Source organism: Kitasatospora sp. NPDC059803 (genome assembly GCF_042732255.1).
GTDB lineage: Bacteria > Actinomycetota > Actinomycetes > Streptomycetales > Streptomycetaceae > Kitasatospora.
In genome coordinates this window covers 6,011-30,772 of record NZ_JBHWIJ010000077.1, presented here as the reverse complement: position 1 = coordinate 30,772, position 24,762 = coordinate 6,011, and the positions used below count along the sequence as shown (strand labels likewise).

The following is a 24,762-nucleotide window of genomic DNA, read 5'->3' as shown; positions in this document are numbered from 1 at the left end:
GGGGGGGGGGGGGGGCCCCGCCCGGGCCGGGGGCGGGGGGGGGGCCCCCGTCCCCCCCCCCCCCCCCGCTGCGCCGGGCACGGCGGGCCGGGTCCTGCGGTGCCGTCCCGGGGGGAGACTGCGGCCCGGCGGCGGGGCCGGGCTCCGTGGAGCCGCCCTGCCCGCTCGTGGCAGCGCTTCGCGCGCTAGGCGCAGCCGCACGCTGGACTGCCGTGGCGCCCGGCGCGGCGGCGGCCGTGCCTGCGGCACGAACAGTGCCTTCCGGGCTCGGGGGCGCCACGCTTCGGCCGGCCGGCTGCGGCGGTGCGGAAGTGGCGGGGGTGGCGGGAGTCGCTGGGGTGTCAGGAGTCGCTGGGGCGCCGTGGCCCGGGGCCGTGGTCCGCCGGACGGGGCCGCGCCGGCCGTCGGCCGTACCGGCGGCCCGTGCTCCGGGTGCCGCGCCCGCCGTCGGCGGCAGCGCGGTCAGCGGCGCGCCCAGGCCGCCGTGCGTGCGGGCGTTGGACGATTCGGTACGCGCCTGTTCGGTACGCGGCTGTTCGGTACGCGGCTGGGTGGCGCGCGGCTGGGCGGCGCGCTGCGCGGCGGTCGGACCGCCGCCGGTCTGGACGGCGCGCTGTACAGGGGCGTCCCCGCGCCGTCCGGGCTCGGGGCGGGCTAGGCGGGCCGGGCGCGCCGGGTTGCCCGGTGCCGACGGCTCCGAGCCGTCCGACCCGCTCCCCGCCGGAGCGGCCGGCTGCGCGGGCGGGGAGACGATCGGCATCGGCCCGTGCCCGACCCCTGGGCCGGGTACGGGACCGAGGCCTGACGCGCCGTCGGCGTTGAGCCGTGGCGAGGCGCTGGCGGGCAGCGAGGTCAGCGGGGCACCGAGCACGGGTCGGCCCGGCGCGGCGCCTCCCCTCGCGGCGCGCTGCACGGCGTTGCCGGTGCGCGAGGTCGGGGCATCGTTCGGCCGCACCGGAGCCGGCTCGGAGGTCTCGGACGGCCGCGCAGTGCCACCCGGCTCCGCGACGGGCGGAGCAACGTCGGCGGACTGCTCCACCGTCGTCGCGCTCGCGGGCCGTTCCACCAGTGCCACACCCTCGGCAGGCTCTACCGGCTTCGCGCCGTCAGCAGGCTCCACCGGCGCGACGGCGGCGGCACGTTCCACTGTCGTCGCGCTCGCGGCACGCTGCACCGGCCGGGGCGGGATCACGGCCACCGCACGCGGCGGCAGCGACCGGGGGCGGGGTGCAGCGGTCAGCGGCTTCCCGACGCGGCGCGACGGGACCGGGGGGGGGGGGCCCGCCCGCCCCGCGCCCCGCCCGGACCCCCCAGTGGGCCCCCCCCCCCCCCCCGCGCACACCCCCGGTCCGCCCCGCCCCGGGGGGGGGGGCGTCACCCCCCCCCCCCCGGGGGGCCGCCGCTCGGGGGGGGGGGGGGCGGGGCACGGGTCAGCCCCGCGGGGGCGCCCCGGGACCGGCCGGTCAGGCCCGGCCTGCCCGGCAAGCGGCACCTCGGAACCGTGAGCAGGGGTGGGGGCGGCGGCGGGCGCGGGGGCAGCCGGCGCGGCGCCGCCCTCGGCGGCCACCGCCCGTACGGGCAGCCGTCGCACCGCGGCGCCTGACCTCTGCACCTGCCGCACCCGACCGAGCCCGCCCGTCGCACCCGGCCCGTCCCCCGCCGAAGCCGAAGCCAGGACCGAATCCGAGGCCGAATCCGCAGCCTCCGACGGCGCCACCGCCGGTGCGACGTACGGCAGCACGGGCCCGTCCGCCCCGGCGGAGACCGCCGGGCCGAGGGGCCGTGCCACCGCCCGCAGGATGCCCGCCGGGGCGGACGGCAGGACCGCGTGTCCGAGTGCGCCGGTCAGCGAGGGGTTCTGCCAGGAGGCGAGCCGGGACCGGAACCGCAGGCCGTCGCTGACCCCGCCCGCCGCCCCCGCGATGGTCGGGGTCAGGGGCGCGACCGCGCGCCAACCACCGTCCGGGGCGGGCACGTCGGCCCGGGGCGCGGGAGCCGCGTCACCCGTGCCGCCCGTAACACCTGAGACACCCGAGGTACCCGGGGCACCCGAAACGCCCGCCTCGCCCGGGCCGCCGGCCTTCCGCCGTCCGAGCCGGTCCCGAATCCCCATCCCGCGCTCACCCGCCTTCGTTGACGCGGGTGTTGATCCGCGCGATCTCCCGCACCCACGCGCGGCGTTCCTGGTGGGACAGGTCGAGGATGTCCTCCCGCTGCCAGTGGAAGTGGTAGGCGATGTACGCGACCTCCTCGTACAGCCGGGTGGTCGCGTACGTCACCATTCCCCCAGGCGCCCACCAGCGAGGTCGACTTCGAAGGCGCCGTCGCAGTGCGGGCAGGTCACCGCGGCGCGGGTGTGGCCCTCGCTGTTGATCCGCTGGTAGAAGTCCTGGAGGAACGCGACGTCGGTGGCGTACATCTGCTCGACGACGCCGGCGTGCACGTCGGTGACGGTGCCGAGCCGGGTGATCACGTGGCTGAGCAGCACGACGCTCAGGTACGCCGGGTTCTCCTTGACCCGCAGGTCGATCTGGGGCATGAGTTCGTCCCGCGCGGTGGCCAGGCGCATGGCGCCGTGCCGGTGCAGGGTGCCCTCGTCGTCCAGGTATCCGCGCGGGAGCTCGAACTCGAACTCCGTGTGCAGTCCGTGCCCCTGGGGGCCCCGCCCCCGCTGCGGCGCGGCGGCCTGCGGGGCCGGGGCCGCGGCGGGAGCGGGGGCGGCTGCCGGAGCCTGCTCCAGGAGTTCGTCGAGGCTGATCCGTCGTCTCATTCGACGGTGATCTCCTCGAACACGATGGTCACCGTCTCGGTCGCGGCGCTGGACTCACCGGCGGTGAGGGTGGGGCCCTCCCACCGGCTGGCCCAGGCGTTCATCAGCTGGATCCGCCGGAGTGTGGCGCCGGTGGTGTCCTTGACCTCGATGGTGAGGTTCTGGCGCGCGGTGTTGATCGCGCCGTTGTTGAGGGTCTCGTTGATCCACTTGGTGAACGCCCCGCTCTTGTCGAGCCCGCGGGTGATCGTCACCTCGCCCGGCAGCCGCGCGCCGGGCTGTTTGCGGACGATCAGCTTGCCCTGCTGGGTCACCTGCTTGTACTCGACGACGTCCTGGTCGACGGTCAGGTTGCTGATCTCCTTGACCGACTCGACGTTGTAGCCGCCGAGTTGGACGCCGAATATGTGTGTGGAGAGCGGATCGCCTTCAGCCATGACTTCCTGTCACCTTCCGGTCTGTGCTGGCCTGCTGGTCACTCGTTGACGAGGCTCGTGCTGTCCGAGAACTGGGACAGCCGGAACACCACGAACTCGGCGGGCTTCACCGGAGCGACCCCGATCTCGCACACCACCTGCCCGAGGTCGATGGACTCCTGCGGGTTGTTCTCACGGTCGCACTTGACGTAGAAGGCCTCCGCGGCCGTCGCGCCGAACAGCGCGCCGCGCCGCCACTCCTCGGTCAGGAACGCCGTGATGTTGCGGCGGATGCTCGACCACAGCCGGTCGTCGTTGGGCTCGAACACCACCCACTGGGTCCCCAGGAGGATGGACTCCTCCAGGTAGTTGAAGAGCCGCCGCACGTTGAGGTAGCGCCACGCCGGGTCCGAGGAAAGGGTCCGGGCGCCCCAGATCCGGATGCCGCGCCCGGGGAAGGCCCGCACGCAGTTGACGCCGATCGGGTTCAGCAGGTCCTGCTCGCCCTTGCTGAGGCGGATCTCCAGGTCCACCGCGCCGCGGATGACCTCGTTGGCCGGCGCCTTGTGCACGCCGCGTTCGGCGTCGCTGCGCGCCCACACGCCGGCGGCGTGCCCGCTCGGGGGGACCATCGTGTTGCGGCCGGTCGCCGGGTCGAACACCTTGATCCACGGGTAGTACAGGGCCGCGTAGCGGGAGTCGAAGCCCGCCTCGTTGTTGCGCCAGTTGCGCATCTGCTGGGCGCTCAGCCCGGGCGGGGAGTCCAGGACGGCGATCCGGTCGCCCATCTGCTCGCAGTGCGACATCACCGCGAGCTGGACGGTCCGCACGCCCTCGGCGTCGATGTCGCCGCGCTGGTAGGCGCTCATCAGGTCGGGCACCGCGACCATGGTGATCTCGTCGATCGCCTCCAGGCCGGAGAACCCGGTGCGGGCCGAGGCGTCGCCGATGTACTCGGCGGGGCTGAGCCGGGTCGTGGCGGCGGGGGCGACCGGCCCGGGCGCGGGGGCGGCGGCGAGGGCGAGCGTCTGGCGCTCCGGGCGGCTCGGCGCGGTGCCCGGCTGCTCGCTGACCGCGACGAGCTTGGACTCGCGCAGCTGGGTGACGACGTAGCCCTTGGTGTTCTTGCGGGTCGAGACGTCGTACGTCTCGGCGACCTCGGTGCCCTTGCGGACCACCAGCCGGAACCGGTCGTCGGGGACGTTCTCGCCCTCGACGTCGGCGATCTCGACGGTCAGGTCGGCGCCCGCACCGGGCAGGGCCGTGAACAGGAAGCCGGCGTGGGCGGTGGGCGCGGGCGCCGATCGGGCGGCCGGCGGCCAGCCGCCGGCCGTCTCGCCGCCGGGCTCGCCGATCCGCACGACGTAGACGGCGCCGCCGCCGTTGGCGAAGAAGCCGTAGACGGCGTGGGGCAGGTAGGTGCCTTCGGAGAAGCCGCCGAACTGCTGGACGTACTGGTCCCAGTTGGTCACCAGGGTGGGCTCGTGGAAGGGGCCGGTCTGGGCGAAGCCGACGAGGGCGGCGACGGCAGTGCCGACACCCTCGATCGGCCGGGCACCGGACTGGACCTCCTCCACGTACACGCCCGGGGTGAGGTACGACGGCATGCTCGCTCCTTCGGGGTGGCCGATCATTCGCCACCGAGTCTGCTGCCGGGCCGCCGCCCGCGACATGTCCGCAGGTCCCGGACCAGGGGCAGAGCCGCTGCCCCGGCGGGCACCCCGGCAGGGCCTCACCGGTCGTCAGTCGGCCGGTGGCCTCCCGCCCGCGCGCTCAGGCCCGCCCGGTGCCCCCGGAGGCACGCGACCACGGCCCGAACTCGCTCTCCAGGACCAGCCGGCCGAGCTTGCGGTACTCCCGCTCGACCGCGAACACCAGCTCCGCCATGCCCAGCGGGCGGCCCGTCTCGGCGGCCAGGTAGGCCGCGGTCACCGCGCAGGCCCGGATGGAGCCGCCGGCGAGCTCGAAGTGCCGTGCGCAGAACGCCAGGTCGAGGTCGTCGCCGCGGGGGATCCGCGGGCCCAGGCAGCGCTCCCACAGGGCGTGCCGCTGTTCCTCGTCCGGCACCGGGAACTCCGCGATGACGTCCAGCCGCCGGGTGAACGCCTCGTCGAGGTTGGCGCGCAGGTTGGTCGTCAGCACGGCGATCCCGTCGAAGGACTCCATCCGCTGCAACAGGTACGCCGACTCCACGTTGGCGTGGCGGTCGTGGGCGTCCTTGACCTGCGACCGCTTGCCGAAGATCGCGTCGGCCTCGTCGAACAGCAGGACGGCGTTCACGTGCGAGGCCTCGGTGAAGATCCGCTCCAGGTTCTTCTCCGTCTCGCCGATGTACTTGTCCACGACGGTGGACAGGTCCACGACGTACAGCTCCATGCCGAGTTCGGCGGCGACCACCTCGGCCGACATGGTCTTGCCGGTGCCGGACTCCCCCGCGAACAGTGCGATCACCCCGCGCCCGCGCCCTCCGCCCGGCCGCATCCGCCACTGGCCGAGCACCTGGTCGCGGTGCCTGGCGCGCAGCGCGAGTTCGTGCAGCTGGCGCGCGGTGGGCTCGGGCAGCACCAGGTCGTCCCACCCGACGGCGGGCTCGATCCGGCGGGCGAGGCGGGCGAGCCCCGCCCCGTTCTGCGCCCGCACGGCGGCCCGCAGGTCGTCGGCGGTCACCGGGCGGTGTTCGGCGGCGGCCGTCCTGGTGGCGACCCCGGCGGCCCGGGCCACCTGGTCCTCGTCCAGCTGGTACGGGGCGACGGCCTCGGCCAGCTCGGGGCCGAGCACACCCTCGTACAGCCCTTCCGGTTCACCCGAAGGCTCACCCGCAGGCACACCCGAAGCCCCGCCCAGCGCGTGCGCCCAGCGTTCGGCGCGCTGCGCCGGGTCCAGCGGCGGGGCCACGAGCACCACCGGGCTCTCCTGCGCCCACGTCGGGTCCCACGGGCGCGACCCGTGCACGAGCAGTGGCACCTCGGCGAGTTCCGCGCAGAGCTCGCGCAACAGCCCGGCCCGCTCCGGGCGTTCGGGTTCGAGCCGCTCCAGCGGGCCCAGCACCACACCGCTGCCGCTCAGCCGCGCCTCCCGGGCGAGCGCCCGGACCACGGCCTCCGGGGGGCGGGCGGCGAGCGCCGTGACGTCGACGACCAGGGCCCGGCGGCCGAGGCCCGCGAGGGCGTCGACCGCGAGCCGCCCGGCGTTGCCGCCCCGGTCCAGCAGGTGCACCAGTCCGCCGCCGTTGGCCACGGTGGCGCGCAGCCGGCGCGCGGCCTGCGGCGGGGTGCCGGCGCCGGCGCGGCCGACGTGGACCAGCCCGCGCAGCGCGCCGTCGGGTTCGTCCGAGCCGAGCAGATGGGCCGTCACCCGGTCGGGCAGGCGCAGGCCCCGGGAGAGCAGCGGGCGCTCCGGTTCGGTGATCTCCAGCAGGCCGCCGGCGATCAGCGGGGCCTGGGCGGTGAAGCGGAACCGGCTGGCGCCCGCCCCGGACCGCCCGCACAGTTCGAGCGCGAGCCCGATGGTCGGCCGGCGCAGGGTCAGGTCGTCGTTGAGGTACCCGTAGAGCCGTTCGAAGCGGGTGTCGAGGTCGGGGGCGAGTGCCACCAACAGGAGTTCGAGGTCCAGCGGGAGCAGTCCGAAGCCGTCGACGAGCCGTTCGGTCCTCGATCCGGGCGGTGGCGGCGGCGGTTCTCCGAGGTCGGTGCCGGCCCGGCCCGTCGCGGCGGGCGCCGCGAGGATCCGTTCCGCCGCCTCCGGGGTGAGGTACTGGCCCCGGTACGGGTCGTCCGGGTCCGGGTCGTCGGCCCTGCGCTCGCGGACGGCGGCCCGGATCCGCTGTTCGAGGCGGCTCAGCCGCTCCCACAGGTCGTCCAGGTCGGCGGCGGGCCCGCTGGTGGCCGCCGGTTCCAGGTCGAGGGTCATCGCGGCGCACCGCCGCGCCGTCTGCGGCCGGGCGGCAGCCGGCGTTCCCGGGGCGCGGCGAAGCCGTCCGCGCCGGGGTCCGTGCCGCCCTCGTAGCGCAGCCGGCGGCCCGGGTCGGCCGGGTCGACCGAGTCGGCTGTGGCCTCCGGGGCGTCCTCGTCGCTCTCGCCGCCCTCGCCGTCCTTGCCGCTCCTGTCGACGGCGCGCAGCACGAGCCCGTCGGTGACCGGGGGCCCCGCCGGGGCACGCTGGCCGGACAGCGGGGCGAGCACCCTGAGGTCGATCGAGGGTTTCAGCTCGCCGCCGAGGGCCGACCACACGTCGGACACCGACGGCATGCCCTCGCCGCGCCCGGCGGTCTCCAGCCCGACGGTGAGCCCGAGTTCGGCGAGCGTGCCGGTGAGCAGGCGGGCGGGCAGCGCGTCGGTGGCCGTCAGGCAGCGGAGCACCTCCGACAGCAGCCGGTGCTCGTCCTGGGCCCGGTTGGTCCACGCCGTCACCAGGTAGGCCAGTTCGAACCAGCGGGGCGCGCTGCGCCAGGCCACGACCACGCCGTCGGCGTCGTGCTGCTCGGCGGAGCCGGCCTGGCGGCGGGACACGTCCTCGCGGATGCCGTAGAGGAAGACGCTGACGGTGGGGGCGTTGCGCCGGGCGGCCCAGTCCCGGGTGGGCGAGTCGAAGACCAGCTCGATCCCGCGTTCCTGGAGGCCGCTCTCGACGAGCAGGAGGCGCAGCGCCTCGTCGACTTCGTGGATCACCGCCGCTGCACCTCCCCCGGCGGGCCGACGCTGCCGACCACCACGAGGAAGGGGGTGGTCACCGGGGAGAAGCCGGGGCCGCTCGCGGTGATGGTCCGGGGGCCGGTCTCGTCCTTGGCGAGGATGAGCAACTGGCCCGCGAAGGTGCCGTCGGTCTTGGGGATGGTGGGTGCCGCGGCGGCGGTGATGCCGGGCGTCCAGGTGAGGGTCACCGGGGTGCCGGGCGGGAAGTCCAGGCCGCGGACGGAGGTCACGAAGCCGGGCTTGCCGATCGGCGGCACCGCGACGATGCGGGGCTGGAGGATGCGCAGCGGGGTCCGCGCGACGTGGTCGCCCGGGGTGGCGTCCGTGCCGGTGGTGGTCAGGACGGAGGTGATGGTGGTGTCCAGGGTCGCCTCGGGTGCGAGCACCACCTGGACGACGGCGCTGCCGCCCGGGGGCAGGTCGGCCACGTCGCAGACGCCGCCGGTGCAGCCGGGGGGCATCGGCCCGGTGGGGACGCCGGCGGGCAGGCCGAGCGAGACGCGCAGTCCGGTGGCGAGGGCCTGGCCGTCGTTGCGCACGGTGTAGGTGACGGTGACCTTGCCGCCGACGTATCCGGGGTTCGGCTGGGCGCCGACCGTCACGGCCGGTCCGGCCTTCGGCGCGGGCGGCGCCGGCTGCGGCGCGGGGGCCGGGGCGGGCGGCGGTGGCGGGGCCGGCGGTGAGGAGACGGGCGGTGTCGGGGTCGGGGTCGAGGTCTGGGTCGGGGTCGGCGAGGCAGTCGGGGTCTGGGTCGGGGTCGGAGACGGGCTCGGGGACGGCGACGCGGCCTGGACGGGTACCACCGTCTGCGCGATGTTGTCCTCGGGCTTCGGGTCGACCACCGCCCCGGTGACCCACCAGCCGAACCGCTGGTCGCCGGCCACGGTGCCGACGACGGTGGCGGTCACCTGGACGACCGCGCCCGGGGCCAGGGTGCCGAGTTCGCACCGGAGGGCGTCGGCGGCGCAGGTGCCGGCCGTGGCCTTGAGCCCGGTGAGCCGGGCGCCCGTCGGCACGGACGCGGTGAGCGCGGTGCCGGGCGAGGGCGCCGGGCCGTGGTTGGTGACGGTGATGGCCACGGTGGTGGAGTCCCCGATCTGCATCGGGATGGTGGCGGCCGGCGCGCTCAGCGACAGGTCGACGGACTGCTGGACGCTCGGCTCCTTCTGCCGCCCCGGCAGCCTGGAGTTGACGGAGGTGAGCCGACCGGTCGCGAAGTCGTAGTTCTGCAGCGCCTCCGGCGAGTTCGCCGGCAGGGCCCGGCGGGAGGTCAGCACCAGCTGTCCGCCGTCCGCCGTCCAGGCGACGTCGCGGGGCTGGAACGGGCCGGTGGCGGAGGTGTCCGGCAGCGGGCGGCGGCAGGCGTTCCGGTCCTGGCTCAGTCCGGCGGGCAGGATCACCGTGCAGCCGTCGCCGGTCGCCGAGCTGACGAGGACTCCGTTCTGCTGGTTGAGCCCGCCGTCGCCGGTCTTGCGGTTGAAGGCGACGCGCCGGCCGTCGGGCGAGAACGCGGGGCTGTCGTCGATGACGTCGCAGGCGCCCGGGCAGGCCCTGCGGCTGAGGTCGGTGGGCCGGTCGAGGGCGTTGGCGGGCACGGTCCACACGTGCTTGTTGCCGCCGTTGCCGTTGATGACCTCGGTCCTGGTGTAGGCGATCAGTTTGCCGTCCGGGGACCAGGAGGGTTGGGCCAGGGAGGCGGCCGGCTGGTTGTCGGTCGGTTCGACGGTGCCGACGATCGCGCCGGTCGACACGTCCGCGATCAGCACCCGCCCGGGGCCGGAGGCCGTCCCGACGCCGCCGGGCGAGGTCCTGGTGAAGGCCATCAGGCGGCCGTCGGGCGAGAGCTCCGGGTCGGTGTCCCAGTCCTTCGGCCCGCGCCCGGCGAGGTTCATCGGCTTCGGGTCGGAGCCGTCGGCACCGGTCTGCCAGATCCGTTCGATCCGGCCGGCGGGCGAGTCCTCGAAGCGGGTCAGCACGATCCGCCGGCCGTCCGGCGTGTAGGCCTGCCGTTCGAACCACGGGTCGTAGCCGGGGCGGGGGTTGAACAGGGGGTCGGCCGCGGGGTCGGTGTTGGTGTCGGCGGCCGGATCCTCCCGGAGCACGCTGACGCCCAGGTCGCGCGGGTCCGCTCCGTCGGGGCGGATGTCCGACAGGTCGGCCACGTTGGGGGTGTCGGCGCTGTTGCGGTCCACGACGGGCCCGCCGCCCTGCTGGGGGCCGAGCCAGACCGGTGTGCGGACGGCGCGGTCCTCGCTCGCCACCAGTTCGGCCCCGCCGCAGAAGCAGGTCCGGGCGCGGTACACGTTCTCGTACGGCGTCGGGTCGGCGTTGAGCCGGTTGGGGCTGAGGAAGAGCACGCCGCTGCCGTCGGGCAGCCAGCCGGCGGACCTGGTCCGCCAGTCGCCGCCGATGCCGGGGAAGAACGCCCGGTCGTTGGTGCCCTCGGGCGAGATGACCCGCAGCTGCGGCCCGGTCTGGCCGGCCTGGTCCCAGGTGTAGACGATCTGGTCGCGCAGGTCGGGGGCGTCCACCGGGTTCCACGCCGGTTCGACGGCGTTGCCGGCGGTCACCGCGGTGATCCGCCGCGCCGCGCCGCCGGCCAGCGGCATGACGTAGACCTGGGTGTGCGCCGGGTCCACGTCGCAGGTGTACGCGACCCACTTGCCGTCGGGCGAGACCGTCGGGTGCGCCTCGGAGTCCGCGGTGTCGGCCAGCCTGCGCAGGCCGGTGCCGTCGGTGTTGACCACCCAGAGGTCCCGCTGGGTCTGCCCGTTGCGTCCGCCGGGCTCCACCGCGTCGAACACGACGGTCCTGCCGTCCGGGGTGAGCGTCGGCTCCGCGGTGTCCATGCCGGTGGTGAGCCGGCGTACCGCGCCCGACGCCTCGCGCAGGTAGACCTGGGGCAGCGGGCCGTCCCGCAGGCTGGTGAACACCAACTGGTCCCCGCGCGCGGAGGGTTCGGTGTCGAAGTGGACGGGGCCGGGCCCGAACAGCGACGCGCTCGACGTCGGCCCGGTCAGCCGCGCCAGGCTGCGGTGGCCGGTGCCGGCGTAGACGATCCGTCCGCTCTCCTCCGCGGCCCCGGCGGCCACCGGGGCGGCGCCTCTTCCGTCGCCGTCGGAGTTGGCGGTGCCCAGCGTCACCACGGCCACGGCCAGGGACAGCAACATCGCGACGGCGGCTCGCGCCGAGCGCCGCAGGGGGCGGGGAGTGCCGGTGGCGCCGATCACGCTCAACCTCACAGACCGAGAAGGCGGTACGTCCGGCAGTCTCCCCGGCCCGGGCGCGCGGGCGACAGGCCCCTGGCACCCGAGCCGGGGGTAGCGACCGGTGCCCCTGAGGGCAATCCGGCGCCGACGCTCCGGCGGCGTCCTCAGATGAGGCCGTGGCGCATCGCGTACCCGACGGCGTGGGCGCGGTTGCGCAGTCCCAGCCGGGTGGTGATCTCGTGCAGCACGTTCTTGACCGTGCGTTCGGAGTACGAGGTCTCGGCCGCTATCTCACTGGTGTCGAGGCCGTCGGCGACCAGCCGGAGCATCTCCGCCTCGCGCGCGGTCAGGGTCGACAGGGTCAGGCCGCGCGGGTCGAGCATGGTGCGCTGGAGGCTGCCGACCCGGTCGAGCAGCTTGCCGAGGAGGTCCCCGGGCATGACGCCCTCGCCGTTGGCCAGGGCGGTGATGAGGTGGACGAGCCGGTCCTGGTCGGCGTCCGATCGGCGCAGCACGGCGCCGACGCCGCACTCGATGATGGTCTGCAGGCCGCCGGCCTCGAAGTGGCCCACGACCAGCCCGGTCCGGCTCTGCGTGTTGAGGCGCAGCCGGCGCAGCCGGTCGGTCACGGCGTCGTTCAGCCCGTCGACCACCATCAGGGAGACCTGGGCGCGCGCGACGTCGCCTTCGGCGAGCAGTTCCACCTCCGGCCGCTGCCTCAGCTGCTGGACGACGCCCGTGTGCAGGATGATGTCCTCCGCGTACACCGCCACCTGGACCCGGCCGGGCTTCACGTTCACGCGCACCGTGGCGGGTTCGGCCGATCCACGCGGTCGGGCCTGGACGGACCTGGTCGCCCCGACGGCCTCATGGGTGGTGGTCTCGATCATCGTCATCCAACTGTTCCGTTCTGCTTCGTCTGCGTCACCGGACGCATGGTGAGGACGGCCGGGCGCCATGTCATGGGGCCGGCCGCGGGTGTTGCCGGGGGGGCGGGGTGGGGAGCGTTGGCTGGGGGCGGGGCATCGGCCCCGGGCAGGGCCCGGTTGTTCCCGCGGGCAAGGGGTGTGCCCGCGGCTTGCCCGCGGGGCTCTCTCCTGGGGGTGTCCTCCGGTCCTACCGTCACGGCATGACCGCATCCGCCGAACTCGGCCTTCCCGCGCTGACGGTGTCGCCCGGAGACGTGGCCACGACGACCCTGACGGTACGCAACGACACCGATATCGTTGAGGCGTACTCGCTGGAGGTGGTCGGGGCCTGCGCTTCGTGGACGACGGTCGAGCCGGCCCGTCTCTCGCTCTTCCCGGGGACGTCCGAGACGGTGACGATTCGGCTCGCCCCGGCCCGCTCGCACGAGGTGCGGGCGGGTGAGTTCCCGCTCGGCATCCGGGTGTTGCCCGCCGAGCGCCCCGAACTGGTGACCGTGCCGGAGACGACTGTCACCGTGACGCCGTTCCGGGAGCTGCGCGCCGCGCTCGCTCCCCGGCGCCGCCGGGGCTGGCTCCGCGCCCGCTACCGGACGTCGGTGCGCAACCTCGGGAACACGGCGGCCGTCGTGACGTTCGCCCCGGCGCAGCCCGGCGAGGACGTGCGCTTCGGGTTCGCCCCGGAGCGGCTGCGACTCGCACCGGGCGAGTCCGCCGAGACCCGGCTGCGGGTGCGCGCGCGTAAGTTGATCTGGTTCGGCAAGCCGGCCACCTGGCCCTTCGAGGTCACCGTCGGCCAGGAGGGCGAGGCCGCCAAGTCGGACGGCCCGCAGCCGGCCGAGCGGCAGCACGTACTGGAGGGCGAGTTCGTCCAGCACGCGCTGCTGCCCAAGTGGCTGCTCGCGCTCATCGCGGCGCTGATCGCGCTGGTGCTGGCCTGGCTCACGCTGGTCCGGCCGGCGGTGCGCAGTTCCGCGAAGCAGGCCGCCGACAAGGCCGTCGAGCAGAAGGCCGCCTCGTTCACCCCGGCACCCGTCGTGGCTCCGCCGGTCCCTGCCCCCGGGGCGACTCCGAGCGGTCAGGGGCAGCAGGGCGGCGCTGCGGGCGGCGGCTCCGGCGGTGGTTCGGGCGGCGGCTCCGGCCGCTCGGTCCCGGGGACGGAGCAGCAGTTCTCCACGACGGTCGACGTGGCCACCAACACCGGCGGCTCCGCGGTGGGCGCCTACCGGGTGGACCACGGCAAGGTCTTCCGCATCACCGACATCGTCGCCGCCAACTTCCAGGGCGACCAGGGGCTGTTGACCATCAAGTTCGGCGAGCAGACGATCACGACCATCGCCTTGGAGACCTTCCGTAACCAGGACTACCACTGGGTGACTCCCATCGAGGTCCCCGAGGACCAGACGGTGACGGCGAGCGTGGTCTGCCAGCAGCCGGGTACACCCGCTTCGGGGAAGCAGGCCACCCAGTGCCACGAACTGCTGAACGTCAGTGGGCAGTTGAGCGATATCAAGCGCTGAAGCCGCACCTCTCCCTCACTTCTCGTTCACACCATGCACCTGTCAATGGAGTGCGACCTTACTGGCGGGTTCAGTAGTCGTTTCTAACACCAACCCGGCCTTGATGGGACAGAGAGTGACGTGAGTGACACCCGCCCGGAAGCCCGGCGGACGCCATAGGGCCCTCCAGGACCGGGCCTTCGCCCGAACGGGCAAGCGGAGCGGCCCGTTCGTACAGTGGATCCTGCCCTTTCGCCCATGCCTGACACCTCGTCAATCATGCTGCCCGAAAGCCGGATCACCAACCGGCCGGTCGGTCGGAAACGGGCGAGCAGCCCGTCCGGGTGCCGGTCGACGGCCGTCAGCCCAGCCGGGGGCACCGACTGGCTGTAGCGCTCGGTGAGCGACCGCAGTTCGATCAACGGCCGGTCGCCGTCCCGGTTCCGGTCCCGGCCCCGTCCGTCGGCATCGCCCACGTCCGGTGGGCCCGGGTCCGGTGTGCCCGGGTCAGCCCTTGACCACGCCCAGCGGCACCAGGCGGGCGACCGGCCGGGCCAGCCCGGCGGCCTCGGTGGCCGCGGCCACCGCGTCGACGTCCTTGTACGCCTGGGGAGTCTCCTCCGCCAGCGCCCGCCAGGAGGCCGGCCGCACCGCGATGCCGCGCGCCTCCAGTTCGCCGCGCAACTGCTCGCCGCGCACCGTCCGCAGCGCCTGGTGGCGGCTCCACACCCGCCCGGCCCCGTGGCAGGCGGAGCCGAAGGCCTCGTTGCCGGGCAGCCCGACCATGACGTACGAGGCGGTGCCCATCGTCCCCGGCACCAGCACCGGCTGTCCGGCCCGCAGGAGGTCGGCGGGCAGGCCGGGGTCGCCGGGCGGTAGCGCCCTGGTGGCGCCCTTGCGGTGGACGCACAGCCGCCGCGGGACGCCGTCCACGTCGTGGGTCTCCAGCTTGGCGAGGTTGTGCGACACGTCGTACACCAGCTCCAGGCCGACCCCGAGGGCGGTGGCGAAGGCGCGGCGGGCCGCCTCGGAGAGCAGCTGCCGGTTGGCCCGCCCGTAGTTCGCCGCGGCGACCATGGCGCCCAGGTAGGCGCGACCGCGCGGCGAGTCGACCGGGGTGCAGGCGAGCTGGCGGTCGGGGAGCTCGATCCGGTGGCGCTGCAGGTCGCGGTCCATGGCGTGGACGTGGTCGGTGCAGATCTGGTGGCCGAGGCCGCGCGAGCCGCAGTGGATCATGACGCACACCTGGCCGGGCCGCAGTCCGAACGCCGCCGCCGTCTCCGGGTCGTCCACCCGGTCGACGGCCTGGACCTCCAGGAAGTGGTTGGCCGAGCCGAGGCTGCCGACCTGCTGCAGGCCGCGCTCGACGGCCCGGGTGCTGACCTCGCCCGGGGCCGCGCCGGCCAGGACGCCGCCGTCCTCGCAGCGCTCCAGGTCGCGCGGCACCCCGTGGCCGTGCTCGACGGCGTAGCGGGCGCCGCCGAGCAGCAGGTCGTCCAGTTCCTCCGGTCCGGACAGCCGCCACAGGCCGCCCCGGCCGAGGCCGCGCGGCACGGTGCGGTCGAGCAGGTCCATCAGGCGGGTGATCCGCTCGGGGTCGAGTTCGTCGCGGTCGACGCCCGCGCCCAGCAGCCGGACCCCGCAGGAGATGTCGAAGCCGACCCCGCCGGGCGAGATCACCCCGCCCTGGTCGACGTCGGTCGCGGCCACCCCGCCGATCGGGAAGCCGTAGCCCCAGTGCACGTCGGGCATCGCGAAGGAGGCGCGGACGATGCCGGGCAGGGCCGCCACGTTGGCCACCTGCTCCAGCGCCTTGTCCCCGGCGGCCTGCGGCAGCAGCGCGCGGCTGGCGAAGACCACGCCCGGCACGCGCATCGGCGGGCGTGGTTCGATCCGCCAGCGGCAGCGGCCCGCCTCGACCAGTGCGATCTCCACTTCGCTCACCCCGTTCCGTGCCCGTTCCGCCCGGTGTCGCCCCCGGCCCGCTCAGACGTCCACCGTCACCCGGCAGGTCCAGCCCTCCGGGCCGGCGCGCAGGTCCAGATCGTGCAGCGAGACGGCCTTCGGCACGGCGCCGACCAGGGCCGCGGTGGCGGCGTCCGCCATCCGGAAGCGGACCTCGACCGTCCGGGCGCCGTCCAGACCGCGGATCGGGCCGAGCGCCAGCCCGGCGGGGAGTTCGCCGTCGGCGTCCATCCGGTAGACGACCTCCTCCAGGACGCCCGCGAGCAGGTCCGCGTCGCTCACCGCGAGGACGGTGCAGCCGCGCTCGCCGACGATCCGCGCGCCGGAGAGGTCCGCGAAGCCGCCCACGACGGCGTGCACCAGCTCGCCGATGCAGCCCTCGGCCGTCGGCGCCCAGGCCTCCACCCGCAGGTCCGCCGTGTGCGGCACGGTCCGGTGGCCGCTGCCGGCACGCCCCGCGGGTCCGCGACCGTCCACGAACGACGCCTCCCGCCCCCGTCGACGTTTCCCCCTCCAGCCTCGTCCCGCGGGGCACCCGGAGGCAACCCGGGCCGGACCCTAATCGCGGACCGAGGCGAGGTAGGCGGCGGTCAGCTCGGGGGTGGCCAGCCAGGCGGCGTGGTCGCTCGGCTCCGCGTATGTGTTGGCGAGCCGGCGGGCGACCGTCTCGTGCTCGGCGGCAGCCGCGAACACGCCCTGCACGTGGTCCGGCACGGTGAGCATCGCGGCGGTGAACTCGACCGCGTGCCGGGCGTGTTGCCGCCAGAAGCGCTCTGCGGTGCGGCACATCCAGTCCGCGGTGTAGGGGGCCTCGCCGTGCTCGACGATCGCCCGCAGGTACGCCTGTGCCGCCCGCGCGGCGCTGTTGGCGCCCTGGCCGGCGATCGGGTCGTTCACCACCACCGCGTCGCCGAGGCCGAGCACGTGGACGGCGTCGACGCCGGTGCCCAGCTCCGCCACCGGCCGCCGCACCACCGGGGTGACGGCGCCGGACAGTCCGGCCCCGGCATCCGTCGGCTCGGCGTCCGCCCACAGCTCCGCCTCCCACGGCAGGTGCTCGCGCAACAGGGCGCGCATCCGGGCGAGTTGGGCGTCGGGCGCCGGGGCGTCGCGGAACGCGTCCAGCGGCCCGCCGGGCAGCGCCTCCCACAGCAGGATCGCGCACGGGCCGGAGAGGGTCAGGGCCGGTTGCAGGTACAGCTCGCCCAGGCCGGGCAGCGCGTGCATCCGCGCCCGCGGCTCGGTGGCCGGATCCGGCGAGCCCACCCCGTGGACGTACAGGCAGGACAGCGCCCGCTGCGGCCGGTCGAACGGCGAGCGGGCGGCGTCGCGTTCGAAGATCCCGGCCAGTTCGCCGCGCCCGGCCGCGACCACCGTCAGCTCGTGCCGGCGGGCGAGCTCGCGCAGGCCGTCCCGGTCCAGCGAGCGGTACTCGACCCGGCCGCCGCGCTCCTCCAGCAGTTCCAGCCAGCGCGCCAGTTTCAGCCGCTGGTCCACCGACTGGGCGGGCTCGTCGAGCGTCATGGTGAACTCCAGCGCCCGCACCCCGGGCGGCACGGCGAGCACCGACCGGACGGCGCGGACCGCCGGCGCCTCGCCCGCCCACAGGTCCAGCCCGGCCGCCGCCTCGGTCCGCAGTGCCGGTCCGAACATCGCCTGGGTGGACAGCACCCGCCCGCCGCACACCTGCTCGGGGGTGCGCTCGGCGACCAGCGTCACCTGGTAGCCGGCCGCCACCAGCCCCAGCGCGAGCTGCAGGCCGGCCTGGCCCGCTCCGACGACGGCGATCCGGCGCATGGCGGCCTCCAGGGTGGGTGGTCTCGGCTGACGGTGCCGCCGGCGGATCGGCTGACGGCCCGTCACGCAGGCACAGTAGCCGAGCCGCCGGGGCACGTCACCGGGGCCTCACCGGCACCGGCCACGCCCCGGCGCGGCCGGCTCAGCCGCGCAGGTGCGCGGTGAGCACCTCGACCACGGCCGCGGTCTGGTCCGCCACGTAGAAGTGCCCGCCGGGGAAGACCCGCAGGTCGAAACCGCCGGTGGTGTGCCGGTCCCACTGGGCGGCCTGGTCGACGGTGGCGTTCTGGTCGGTCTCCCCCACCAGCGCGGTGATCGGCTGCGGCACGGTCGCCTCCGGCGCGCAGCGGTACGTCTCGATGGCGGTGTAGTCGGCCCGCAGCGCCGGCAGGATCAGCTCGCGCAGCGCCGGGATGGTGAGGATCCGCTCGTCCGTCCCGCCGAGGCGCACGATCGTGTCGAGCAGCCCGTCGTCCGGCAGCCGGTAGACGGCGGTCTCCCGGGGCAGCGAGGGCGCGCGGCCCGCCGAGACGAACAGCCGCTCGGGCCCCGGGAGGCCGTCGCGGGCGAAGCATCGGGCGGTCTCGAAGGCGACGGCCGCGCCCATGCTGTGCCCGAAGAAGGTCAGCGGCCGGTCCGTCCAGTCGCGCAGCTCCCGGTAGAGCTGCTCGGCGAGCTCCAGCACCGAGTCGATCGCCGGTTCGGCGAAGCGGTTCTGACGGCCCGGGTACTGGACGGTGAGCACGTCGGCGTAGGGCGCGAGCGCGTTGGCGTACTCCATGTAGTAGCTGGCGGAGCCGCCCGCGTGGGGGAAGATCACGATCCGGGCGGGGGCGGAGTCGGACGGACTGAAGCGGCGGAACCACGGGTTGTCGACGGCGGCACTGCTGGACATGCGGATGCTGACCTCTCTCCGTGACGAACTCTGCTGCGCCTAGTCTCGCAGGGCCCCGACCGCCGCGGGTCCGAAACCCGGCGGTTCGACGATCTTGAGGCCCGACGGCGGTGACGGCGATCTGTCAGCGATCTGCCGGTCAGGCCTGTGATCGTGGGGCTGTCGGCGCGGCCGCGGTCTCGAATCGCGGGTGGCCCGGCAGCCCCGAATACGCCAGGAGGCCATCAGCATGTCGTCCACAACCCGTAACCGGCCGTGGGACGTTCACCGGCCGTGGGACGTTCACCGGCCGCCGTCCGCCGCCGGCAGGAGCGTCCTGGTCACCGGGGGCAACGCCGGAATCGGCTACTTCGTCGCCGAGCAGCTCGCCGGGGCGGGCGCCGTGGTCGTGCTCGGCAGCCGGGACGCCGGTCGGGCCGGGGCCGCCATGGCGTCGATCCGCTCCCGCGTCCCCGGCGCCGTGGTGCGCCACCTCCCGCTGGACCTCGCCGACCTGCCCTCCCTGCGGGCCGCCGTGGACGGGCTCGCCCTCGACCACCTCGACGCGGTCGTCCACAACGCCGGGGTCGCGCTGGACGATCCGCCGCGCCGGGAGACCGGCGCCGGGCACGAGCTGATGTTCGCGACCAACCACCTCGGGCACGTCGCGCTCACCCGCTGGCTGGCCCCCCTGCTCGCGGCCGCACCGGCGGGCCGCATCGTGACGGTCGGCAGCTTCGCGGCCCGCTCGGAGCGACTGGACCTCGACGACCTCCAGTCGGCCGTGGACTACCGGCCCAAACGCGCCTACGGCCGCTCGAAACTGGCGCAGATGACCTTCGGCCTCGAACTCGACCGACGCCTCCGCGCCGCCGGCAGCACCGTGCTCAGCCTGCTGGCGCACCCCGGCGGCGCACTCGACTCGCTCACCCCGCCCCGCCCGCCGGTCCACACGCGGACCGTCGGCGAAGGACTGCGCGGCCTGCCGGCCGGGCTCCTCCTCCAGGGCAAGGACCACGGCGCGTGGCCGATCGTCCGGGCCGTCCTCGACCCGCAGGCGCAGGGGGGCCAGCTCTGGGGGCCCCGGGTCTTCGGCCTGCGCGGCGCACCCCGCCTCGAACCCGCCCAGCCCCACCTGACCGACCGCACCGTCGCCGCCCACCTCTGGGACGCCACCTGCCGACTCGCCGCCGTGGACCCCCACCTCGGCCTCCTCTGACCACCGTTTCGGCCAGGGGACTTCACCGTTCCCGGCGCTCAGGCACTGCCCCCGGCCACCGCCCCCGCCGGGGGCCTCACCGGGCCGGGCCGAAGTGGACGGCTGTGGCACGGGAGCGGGAGGCGGTGTCGAGGAGCAGGACGGACGCCGCTTCCGGGGCCGGGGTCGGCGCGCCGGAGCGCGTGTGGCGGGTGAAGGCGGCGAACAGCTGGTCCAGGCCCCGGCGGTGGCGGGCGAAGACCCGGGCGGAGGCGTGGCGGCCCCGGGCACGCTGGCCGTCCAGCGCGGTGGCGGCACCGACGTCGAGCAGCACCAGGTGCAGTTGCCGGCCCTGCCGGGCGGCCTCGCGGGCGAGCCAGCGGCGCATCCAGGCGCGGCTGCCGCAGTCGTGCACCAGCAGTGGCCCGCCGCGCCGCACGGAGGAGCGCAGCAGCCGGACGTGCTCCAGCCGGGCCCAGGGCCGGTAGACCGCGTACGGCAGGCGCGCGGGCATGACCGCCTCGCAGGCCTCGTGGACGGCGCGCGGGTCGACGGTCGGCACCGCCCCCGCCCCGGACCAGCGCCGCAGCAGCGTGCTCTTGCCCGCGCCCGGCAGGCCCGACACGACCACGACGGCGTCGGGCGGGTAGCCCACGGTGAACGCCGCCCCCGCGACGCCCCGCAGGTCGAGGACGCCGTGCGGGCGCTCCTCGGCCCCCTGCCCGCCCGGCGCCTCGGCCGTGCCCGTGCCCGTGCCCGTGCTGGTGCTGGTGCTGGTGCCCGTGCTGGTGCCCGTGCTGGTGCCCACGTGTCCCCCTCCCTGTCCGACGGGGAACCCTAACAACTCCCGGCCCCGGGTACGGCACTCCGGTCCGGCCACGGCAGGACGCCCCGGCAGCGGCCCCTGCACCCGGGATCCCCCGCACCGCTGCGCCACCGCACCCGCCCTAAGCTGACGTCTCATCAGACAGGAGGCCGCAGCATGGCGGAGTCGGGGCCGACGTACACCGGGCTGGTGTTGGCGGGGCTGGAGCGGGATCCGGGGCGGGTGGCGATCCGCTGGGGGGAGGAGGCGCTGACCGCCCGGGAGTGTCTGGACGGGGTGTACCGGACGGCGCGGGCGCTGGCGGGTGCCGGGCTCGGGCGCGGGGACGGGGTGACGGTGCTGGCCGGGAACCGGCCGGAGGCGGTGCTGGTGCGGTTGGCCGCGAACCTGCTGGGCTGCCGGGTCGCGATGCCGCATCCGGACGGCCCGGTCGGGGAGTCGGTGGCGCTGGCCGGGTTCGCCGGGACGTCGGCGCTGGTCTTCGATCCGGCCCGCTGCCGGGCCGCCGCCGAGGGGATCGCGCGGGCGCTGCCCTCGGCGGGCCTGTTCGCGCTGGGGCCGTCGGCGCTCGGGGTGGACCTGCCGGCGTCGGCCGCGTCCTGCTCGCCGGAGCCGCTGGCCCCGCGGTTCCGCCCGCAGGACGTGATGGCGGTGCGGTTCACCGGCGGGACGACGGGCCGGCCGAAGGGGGTGCTGCGCCGGTTCGCCCGGCCGCCGCGGCCGGCGCTGCTGTCCGGTTCGACGTTCCTGCTCTGTACGGAGCTGTGCCACGGCGGCGGTACGACCGCGGATCTGGCGCTGGCGGCGGGCGGCACGGTGGTGTTGCAGGAGGCCTTCGCCGCCGAGGCGGTGCTGGCGGCGATCGAGCGGTTCCGGGTCTCCCGGGTGTACCTGCCGCCGCACCTGCTCTACCGCGTGCTGGACCATCCGCTGCTGCGCGCGGCCGACACCGGCAGCCTGCGCCGCGTCACGTACACCGGCTGTCCGCCGTCGCCGCGCCGGTTGGCGGAGGCGACGCGGCGGCTGGGCCGGGTGCTGCACCAGACGTACAGCCTGACGGAGTGCGGGCCGGTGACCAGGCTGGGCCCGGACGAGCACCTGGACCCGCGGCTGCTGGCGACGGCCGGGCGCCCGTTCCCGGACACCGAGGTGCGGATCGTGGACGAGGACGGGACGGTGCTGCCGGCGGGCCGGACCGGGGAGATCTGCGTCCGCACCCCGACGGCGATGGTCGGCTACTGGCGCGACCCCGAGCTGACCGCCCGGGTGCTGCGGGAGGGCTGGCTGCACACCGGCGATCTGGGCAGCCTGGACGCGGCCGGTTATCTGACGGTGGCCGGGCGCCGCCCGATGGCGATCGTGGACGGGCACAACGTCTTCCCCCGGGACGTCGAGGAGCCGCTGCGCGCGCACCCGGAGGTGCGGGAGGCGGTGATGTTCGCGACGGCCGGTCCGGACCGGCTGGAACGGGTGCACGCGGCCGTGGTCACCGGGCCGGGATCGCCGGCGACGGCGGAGGAACTGCGCCGCTGGGCCCGGGAGCGGGTCGGGCCGCGGTGCGCGCCGGACTCCGTCCTGGTGCTGCCGGGGATCCCCCTGACCGGGGCGGGGAAGCCGGACCTCGACGCGTTGCGGGCGTTGGCCACGTCCTCGGAGGGACGGGCCGTCACCCCTGCAGGGGCGCGCGAGGGAGTGTGACGCGCCCTACCGATGCTTCGAGCGCCCGCGCGGGCGACCTCTCGCGCGGCGGACGACGGGAAGAACCGCCTGTGGACACTCGACCGTGCGGACCGAACTGCCGATACAACCCCGGCGGCGTTCCTCCGCACCGTCCCCAGGAGGCACTTCCTTGACCTGGCTACGCGTCCTGACCGCACTCGGAATCCTCGCCGTCGCGGCCAGTGCAGTGCTCGTCTTCGCCCTCTGCACCGCCACCGCCCGGGGCGAGCGCGCCGGTGAGGACGCACCCGACCTGCGCTCTGACGCCGAAGGCAGCGGGCTCTTCCAGCGGATGGGCGGCGACAGCTGACGGACCCGCCGGCCGCCGCCCCTCCCCCACGTCAGTGCCCGGCGATGTCGTCCGGACGGACCTCGATGTGGTCGGCCGCGAGGTCGACCGCCACCCGGTGCTCCATCCCGAGCGCCTCCAGGAACTTGACCGGCAGCTGCACCCGCCCGGTGCGGTCCAGCATCACGTACTCGCGCTCGTTGACCGACTCCTCGCCGTGCTCGTCCGTGACGGTGCGGCGCAGCACCTCGCTGCTGGTCCGGCCGTCCCGGATGGCGACCGTGCGGCGCACCTCGCCCGCGACCATCGGGTCGTGGGTGACGATGACGACGGTGGCGCCGAGTTCGCGGTTGACGGTGCGGAAGGACTCGAAGATCACCCCCGCGGTCTCGGAGTCCAGTTCGCCGGTGGGCTCGTCGGCGAGCAGCACCGGCGGGTTGTTGGCCATCGCCACCGCGATCGCGACCCGCTGCTGCTGGCCGCCGGAGAGCTCGTTGGGGCGGCGGTGGGCGAGGTCGCCGATCTCCAGCGCCTCCATCAGCTCGGCCACCCGGTCGGCCTGCTGCTTGGCCCGCCCGGCCCCGGCCCGGCGCCCGCGCAGCTGCATCGGCAGGGCGATGTTCTCGGCGGCGGTGAGGAAGGGCAGCAGGTTGCGGGCGGTCTGCTGCCAGATGAAGCCGACCACCTCCCGCCGGTAGCGCAGCCGCTCCCGGGCGGACATCTCCAGCAGGTCGCAGCCGGCGACGGTGGCGCTTCCGGCGGTCGGCACGTCGAGCCCGGCCAGGATGGTCAGCAGGGTGGACTTGCCGCTGCCGGAGGCACCGACCAGGGCGACCAGGTCGCCCTGCTGGATGGTCAGCTCCAAGCCCTGCAACGCCTGGACCTCGACGCCCTCGGCGCTGAAGATCCGCACCAGCCGGTCGCAGACGATGGCCGCGCCCTCGCCGTACGCCTTGGGCGAGGCGGCGGCGAGGGCCCGCTGCCGGAGCTCCTGCAAGCTGGGGGCCTCGGCGACCGGCTGCTCCTGGGGAGTGGTCTTCACCGCTCGTCTCCTGTCTCGACTGTCCTAGAGGTCCTGGCGGTCCTGAAGGTCCTGACGGTCCTGAATATCTCGACGACCTTGACGGTCCCCACTGTTCCGACGGCCGGCGCCGATGTCGCGGCCCGTACCGCTCCTCCCGCCCTCACCGCTGGTCCCCCGCCCGCAGTTCGGTGGCGATCTGGCGCCGGCCGGAGACGGCCGTCTCCAGGACCACCCCGAGGCAGACCACCAGTGCCAGGCCCGCCGTGGGCAGCAGCACCGGCAGCAGGACGGGGGCCAGCGCGTCGCCGACGTTGGCGCCGACCAGCGCCGACAGGTCGAAGGCCGGCCCGAGCAGTCCGACCGCCGCCAGCGCGACCAGCCCGCCGCCGACGGCCGCCACCAGGGTCTGCGGCAGCGTCTCGGCGATGATCAGCGCCAGCCCCTGCCGGGGCCGCAGGCCCATGGTGCGCAGTCGGGCCAGCAGGGCCGTGCGCTCGGGGGCGGCCCGCACCAGGGTCAGCAGGACGGCGAGCAGGGCGAACCCGGCGCCGGCGGCGCCCGAGTACCAGAACAGGCGTTCCGCGGAGCGCTGCAGCGGGTCGGCGGCGAGCGTGGCGGCCACCTCGTGGCTGCTGCGGACCGTGTACCCGGGGGGCAGCCCGTAGCTGCCCTTGCCGGCGGCCACGGCCTCGTCCCGGATCAGCTTGGCGAGGCCCGTGGCGGTGGTCAGGCCCTGGTCCAGCAGCAGGTTCCTGACCTGGCCGGCGTCGACGTCGCCGACGGAGAGCCACTTGTTGGTCCGCTTGAGCTCCGGAAGGCGCTCGGAGGCGGGCCCGACGGGCACGACCATGAACGGCTTGCCCGGGTCGGGCAGGGCGGGGGTGCCGGTGACGATCCCGGCGACGGTGGCGCGCAGTTCGCCCCCGTTGGGGGTGCGCAGCCGGGCCGGACCGTCGGTCAGCTGCTTGGACAGGCCGCTGCTGAACAGCGCCGGCACCGGGCTGTCCGGGCCGCCCGGGGTCCCGGCGAGCGCCGCCGGGTCGAACTCGCCCACCCCGAAGGTCCGGGCGATCTCGGCGTAGGCCTTCGGCTCGGCCACCACGAGGATGGCCGCGGTGCGGTCGCCGCCCGTACCGATGAAGGAGGCCCCGGGCTCGACCCAGACCCCGGTCGCGGCCCGCACGCCCGGCAGTTCGGCGGCGGCCGTGGTGAACGCCTCCGGCAGGGTGGCGTAGACCGGGAGGGAGACGGAGACGTCGCCGCCGGTGGTGATCCGGGCGGCGCGCAACCGGACGCTGTCCACGGTGTCGAGCACGGTGGCCCCGAAGCCGGTCGTGGTGACGGCGATCACCAGGGCGAGCAGCGGCAGCGCGGAGGGCCGGCGGCGGCCCGAGCTGTCGCGGGCGGCGCGGGCCAGGCCGAGGAAGCCGATCAGGCCGCGGCCGCGCCCGGCGAGGGCGGCCAGCCAGCCGACCACCAGCGGCTGGATCCGGGCCAGCAGCAGGCCGCCGGTGAGGGCGAGCATCAGCGGGGCGGCCACCAGCAGCGGGTCCAGGCTG

18 protein-coding genes and 1 pseudogene are annotated in these 24,762 nt (G+C 75.5%); 4 read left to right on the top strand and 15 right to left on the bottom strand.

Annotated elements, in window-relative coordinates; genetic code table 11:
- Window positions 1–2,120: 2,120 nt before the first annotated feature.
- The 8 genes from ACFV6I_RS15365 to ACFV6I_RS15330 form a co-directional block, all read right to left on the bottom strand.
- Complete coding sequence (locus ACFV6I_RS15365) at window positions 2,121–2,279, bottom strand: DUF6760 family protein (RefSeq protein WP_347878560.1); 159 nt, start codon at window positions 2,277–2,279, stop codon at window positions 2,121–2,123.
- Complete coding sequence (locus ACFV6I_RS15360) at window positions 2,276–2,770, bottom strand: hypothetical protein (RefSeq protein ID WP_063346011.1); 495 nt, start codon at window positions 2,768–2,770, stop codon at window positions 2,276–2,278. Before ACFV6I_RS15360 ends, ACFV6I_RS15365 begins: the two co-directional genes overlap by 4 nt.
- Window positions 2,767–3,207: a phage tail protein gene (locus ACFV6I_RS15355; protein WP_063346012.1), complete on the bottom strand. Its 441-nt coding sequence runs from the start codon at window positions 3,205–3,207 to the stop codon at window positions 2,767–2,769. Before ACFV6I_RS15355 ends, ACFV6I_RS15360 begins: the two co-directional genes overlap by 4 nt.
- A 38-nt stretch (window positions 3,208–3,245) precedes the next feature.
- Window positions 3,246–4,793 (bottom strand): phage tail sheath family protein, encoded by a 1,548-nt coding sequence (locus ACFV6I_RS15350; protein ID WP_380425601.1) that lies wholly within the window; start codon window positions 4,791–4,793, stop codon window positions 3,246–3,248.
- A gap of 166 nt (window positions 4,794–4,959) precedes the next feature.
- Window positions 4,960–7,095: an ATP-binding protein gene (locus tag ACFV6I_RS15345; protein ID WP_063346014.1), complete on the bottom strand. Its 2,136-nt coding sequence runs from the start codon at window positions 7,093–7,095 to the stop codon at window positions 4,960–4,962.
- Complete coding sequence (locus tag ACFV6I_RS15340; RefSeq protein ID WP_063346015.1) at window positions 7,092–7,853, bottom strand: DUF4255 domain-containing protein; 762 nt, start codon at window positions 7,851–7,853, stop codon at window positions 7,092–7,094. The genes ACFV6I_RS15345 and ACFV6I_RS15340 overlap by 4 nt, the downstream gene beginning before the upstream one ends.
- The gene (locus tag ACFV6I_RS15335) at window positions 7,850–11,047 is read right to left on the bottom strand and encodes a DUF11 domain-containing protein (RefSeq protein WP_063350843.1); all 3,198 of its coding nucleotides are present in this window, start codon (window positions 11,045–11,047) and stop codon (window positions 7,850–7,852) included. The genes ACFV6I_RS15340 and ACFV6I_RS15335 overlap by 4 nt, the downstream gene beginning before the upstream one ends.
- Window positions 11,048–11,250: 203 nt before the next feature.
- On the bottom strand, window positions 11,251–11,976 hold the full coding sequence (locus ACFV6I_RS15330; protein ID WP_380371178.1) for a LuxR C-terminal-related transcriptional regulator: 726 nt from the start codon (window positions 11,974–11,976) through the stop codon (window positions 11,251–11,253).
- A 239-nt stretch (window positions 11,977–12,215) separates the two neighbouring features.
- On the opposite strand from ACFV6I_RS15330, the gene ACFV6I_RS15325 reads away from it, so the two are divergent.
- Window positions 12,216–13,532 carry a hypothetical protein gene (locus tag ACFV6I_RS15325; protein WP_063346016.1) on the top strand — a complete coding sequence of 439 codons (1,317 nt, stop codon included), beginning with the start codon at window positions 12,216–12,218 and terminating at the stop codon, window positions 13,530–13,532.
- Window positions 13,533–14,018: 486 nt separating this feature from the next.
- Here the strand turns inward: ACFV6I_RS15325 and ACFV6I_RS15320 are convergent, their stop codons facing one another.
- From ACFV6I_RS15320 to ACFV6I_RS15305, 4 genes are all read right to left on the bottom strand, one after another.
- Window positions 14,019–15,446 (bottom strand): RtcB family protein, encoded by a 1,428-nt coding sequence (locus ACFV6I_RS15320; RefSeq protein ID WP_347878507.1) that lies wholly within the window; start codon window positions 15,444–15,446, stop codon window positions 14,019–14,021.
- A gap of 51 nt (window positions 15,447–15,497) precedes the next feature.
- Window positions 15,498–15,953: an archease gene (locus tag ACFV6I_RS15315; protein ID WP_063346017.1), complete on the bottom strand. Its 456-nt coding sequence runs from the start codon at window positions 15,951–15,953 to the stop codon at window positions 15,498–15,500.
- 81 nt (window positions 15,954–16,034) lie between these two features.
- Complete coding sequence (locus tag ACFV6I_RS15310) at window positions 16,035–17,339, bottom strand: styrene monooxygenase/indole monooxygenase family protein (protein WP_380425597.1); 1,305 nt, start codon at window positions 17,337–17,339, stop codon at window positions 16,035–16,037.
- A 76-nt stretch (window positions 17,340–17,415) separates the two neighbouring features.
- Window positions 17,416–18,168 carry a thioesterase II family protein gene (locus ACFV6I_RS15305; RefSeq protein WP_063346019.1) on the bottom strand — a complete coding sequence of 251 codons (753 nt, stop codon included), beginning with the start codon at window positions 18,166–18,168 and terminating at the stop codon, window positions 17,416–17,418.
- A 229-nt stretch (window positions 18,169–18,397) separates the two neighbouring features.
- On the opposite strand from ACFV6I_RS15305, the gene ACFV6I_RS15300 reads away from it, so the two are divergent.
- Window positions 18,398–19,366, top strand: coding sequence for an SDR family NAD(P)-dependent oxidoreductase (locus tag ACFV6I_RS15300; RefSeq protein WP_380425595.1), 969 nt, complete (start codon window positions 18,398–18,400; stop codon window positions 19,364–19,366).
- Window positions 19,367–19,442: 76 nt separating this feature from the next.
- Here ACFV6I_RS15300 and ACFV6I_RS15295 read toward each other — a convergent pair whose 3' ends face one another.
- Window positions 19,443–20,153, bottom strand: coding sequence for an AAA family ATPase (locus tag ACFV6I_RS15295; protein ID WP_380425593.1), 711 nt, complete (start codon window positions 20,151–20,153; stop codon window positions 19,443–19,445).
- A 174-nt stretch (window positions 20,154–20,327) separates the two neighbouring features.
- Between ACFV6I_RS15295 and ACFV6I_RS15290 the strand changes: the two genes are divergently transcribed.
- Window positions 20,328–21,869, top strand: coding sequence for an AMP-binding protein (locus ACFV6I_RS15290; protein ID WP_380425591.1), 1,542 nt, complete (start codon window positions 20,328–20,330; stop codon window positions 21,867–21,869).
- A gap of 151 nt (window positions 21,870–22,020) precedes the next feature.
- Window positions 22,021–22,200: a hypothetical protein gene (locus tag ACFV6I_RS15285; protein ID WP_063346024.1), complete on the top strand. Its 180-nt coding sequence runs from the start codon at window positions 22,021–22,023 to the stop codon at window positions 22,198–22,200.
- Between the two features lie 31 nt (window positions 22,201–22,231).
- On the opposite strand, the gene ACFV6I_RS15280 is transcribed toward ACFV6I_RS15285, so the two are convergent.
- The gene (locus ACFV6I_RS15280) at window positions 22,232–23,221 is read right to left on the bottom strand and encodes an ABC transporter ATP-binding protein (RefSeq protein WP_208869032.1); all 990 of its coding nucleotides are present in this window, start codon (window positions 23,219–23,221) and stop codon (window positions 22,232–22,234) included.
- 142 nt (window positions 23,222–23,363) lie between these two features.
- A pseudogene (locus tag ACFV6I_RS15275) lies at window positions 23,364–24,762 on the bottom strand (hypothetical protein); the annotation flags it as partial.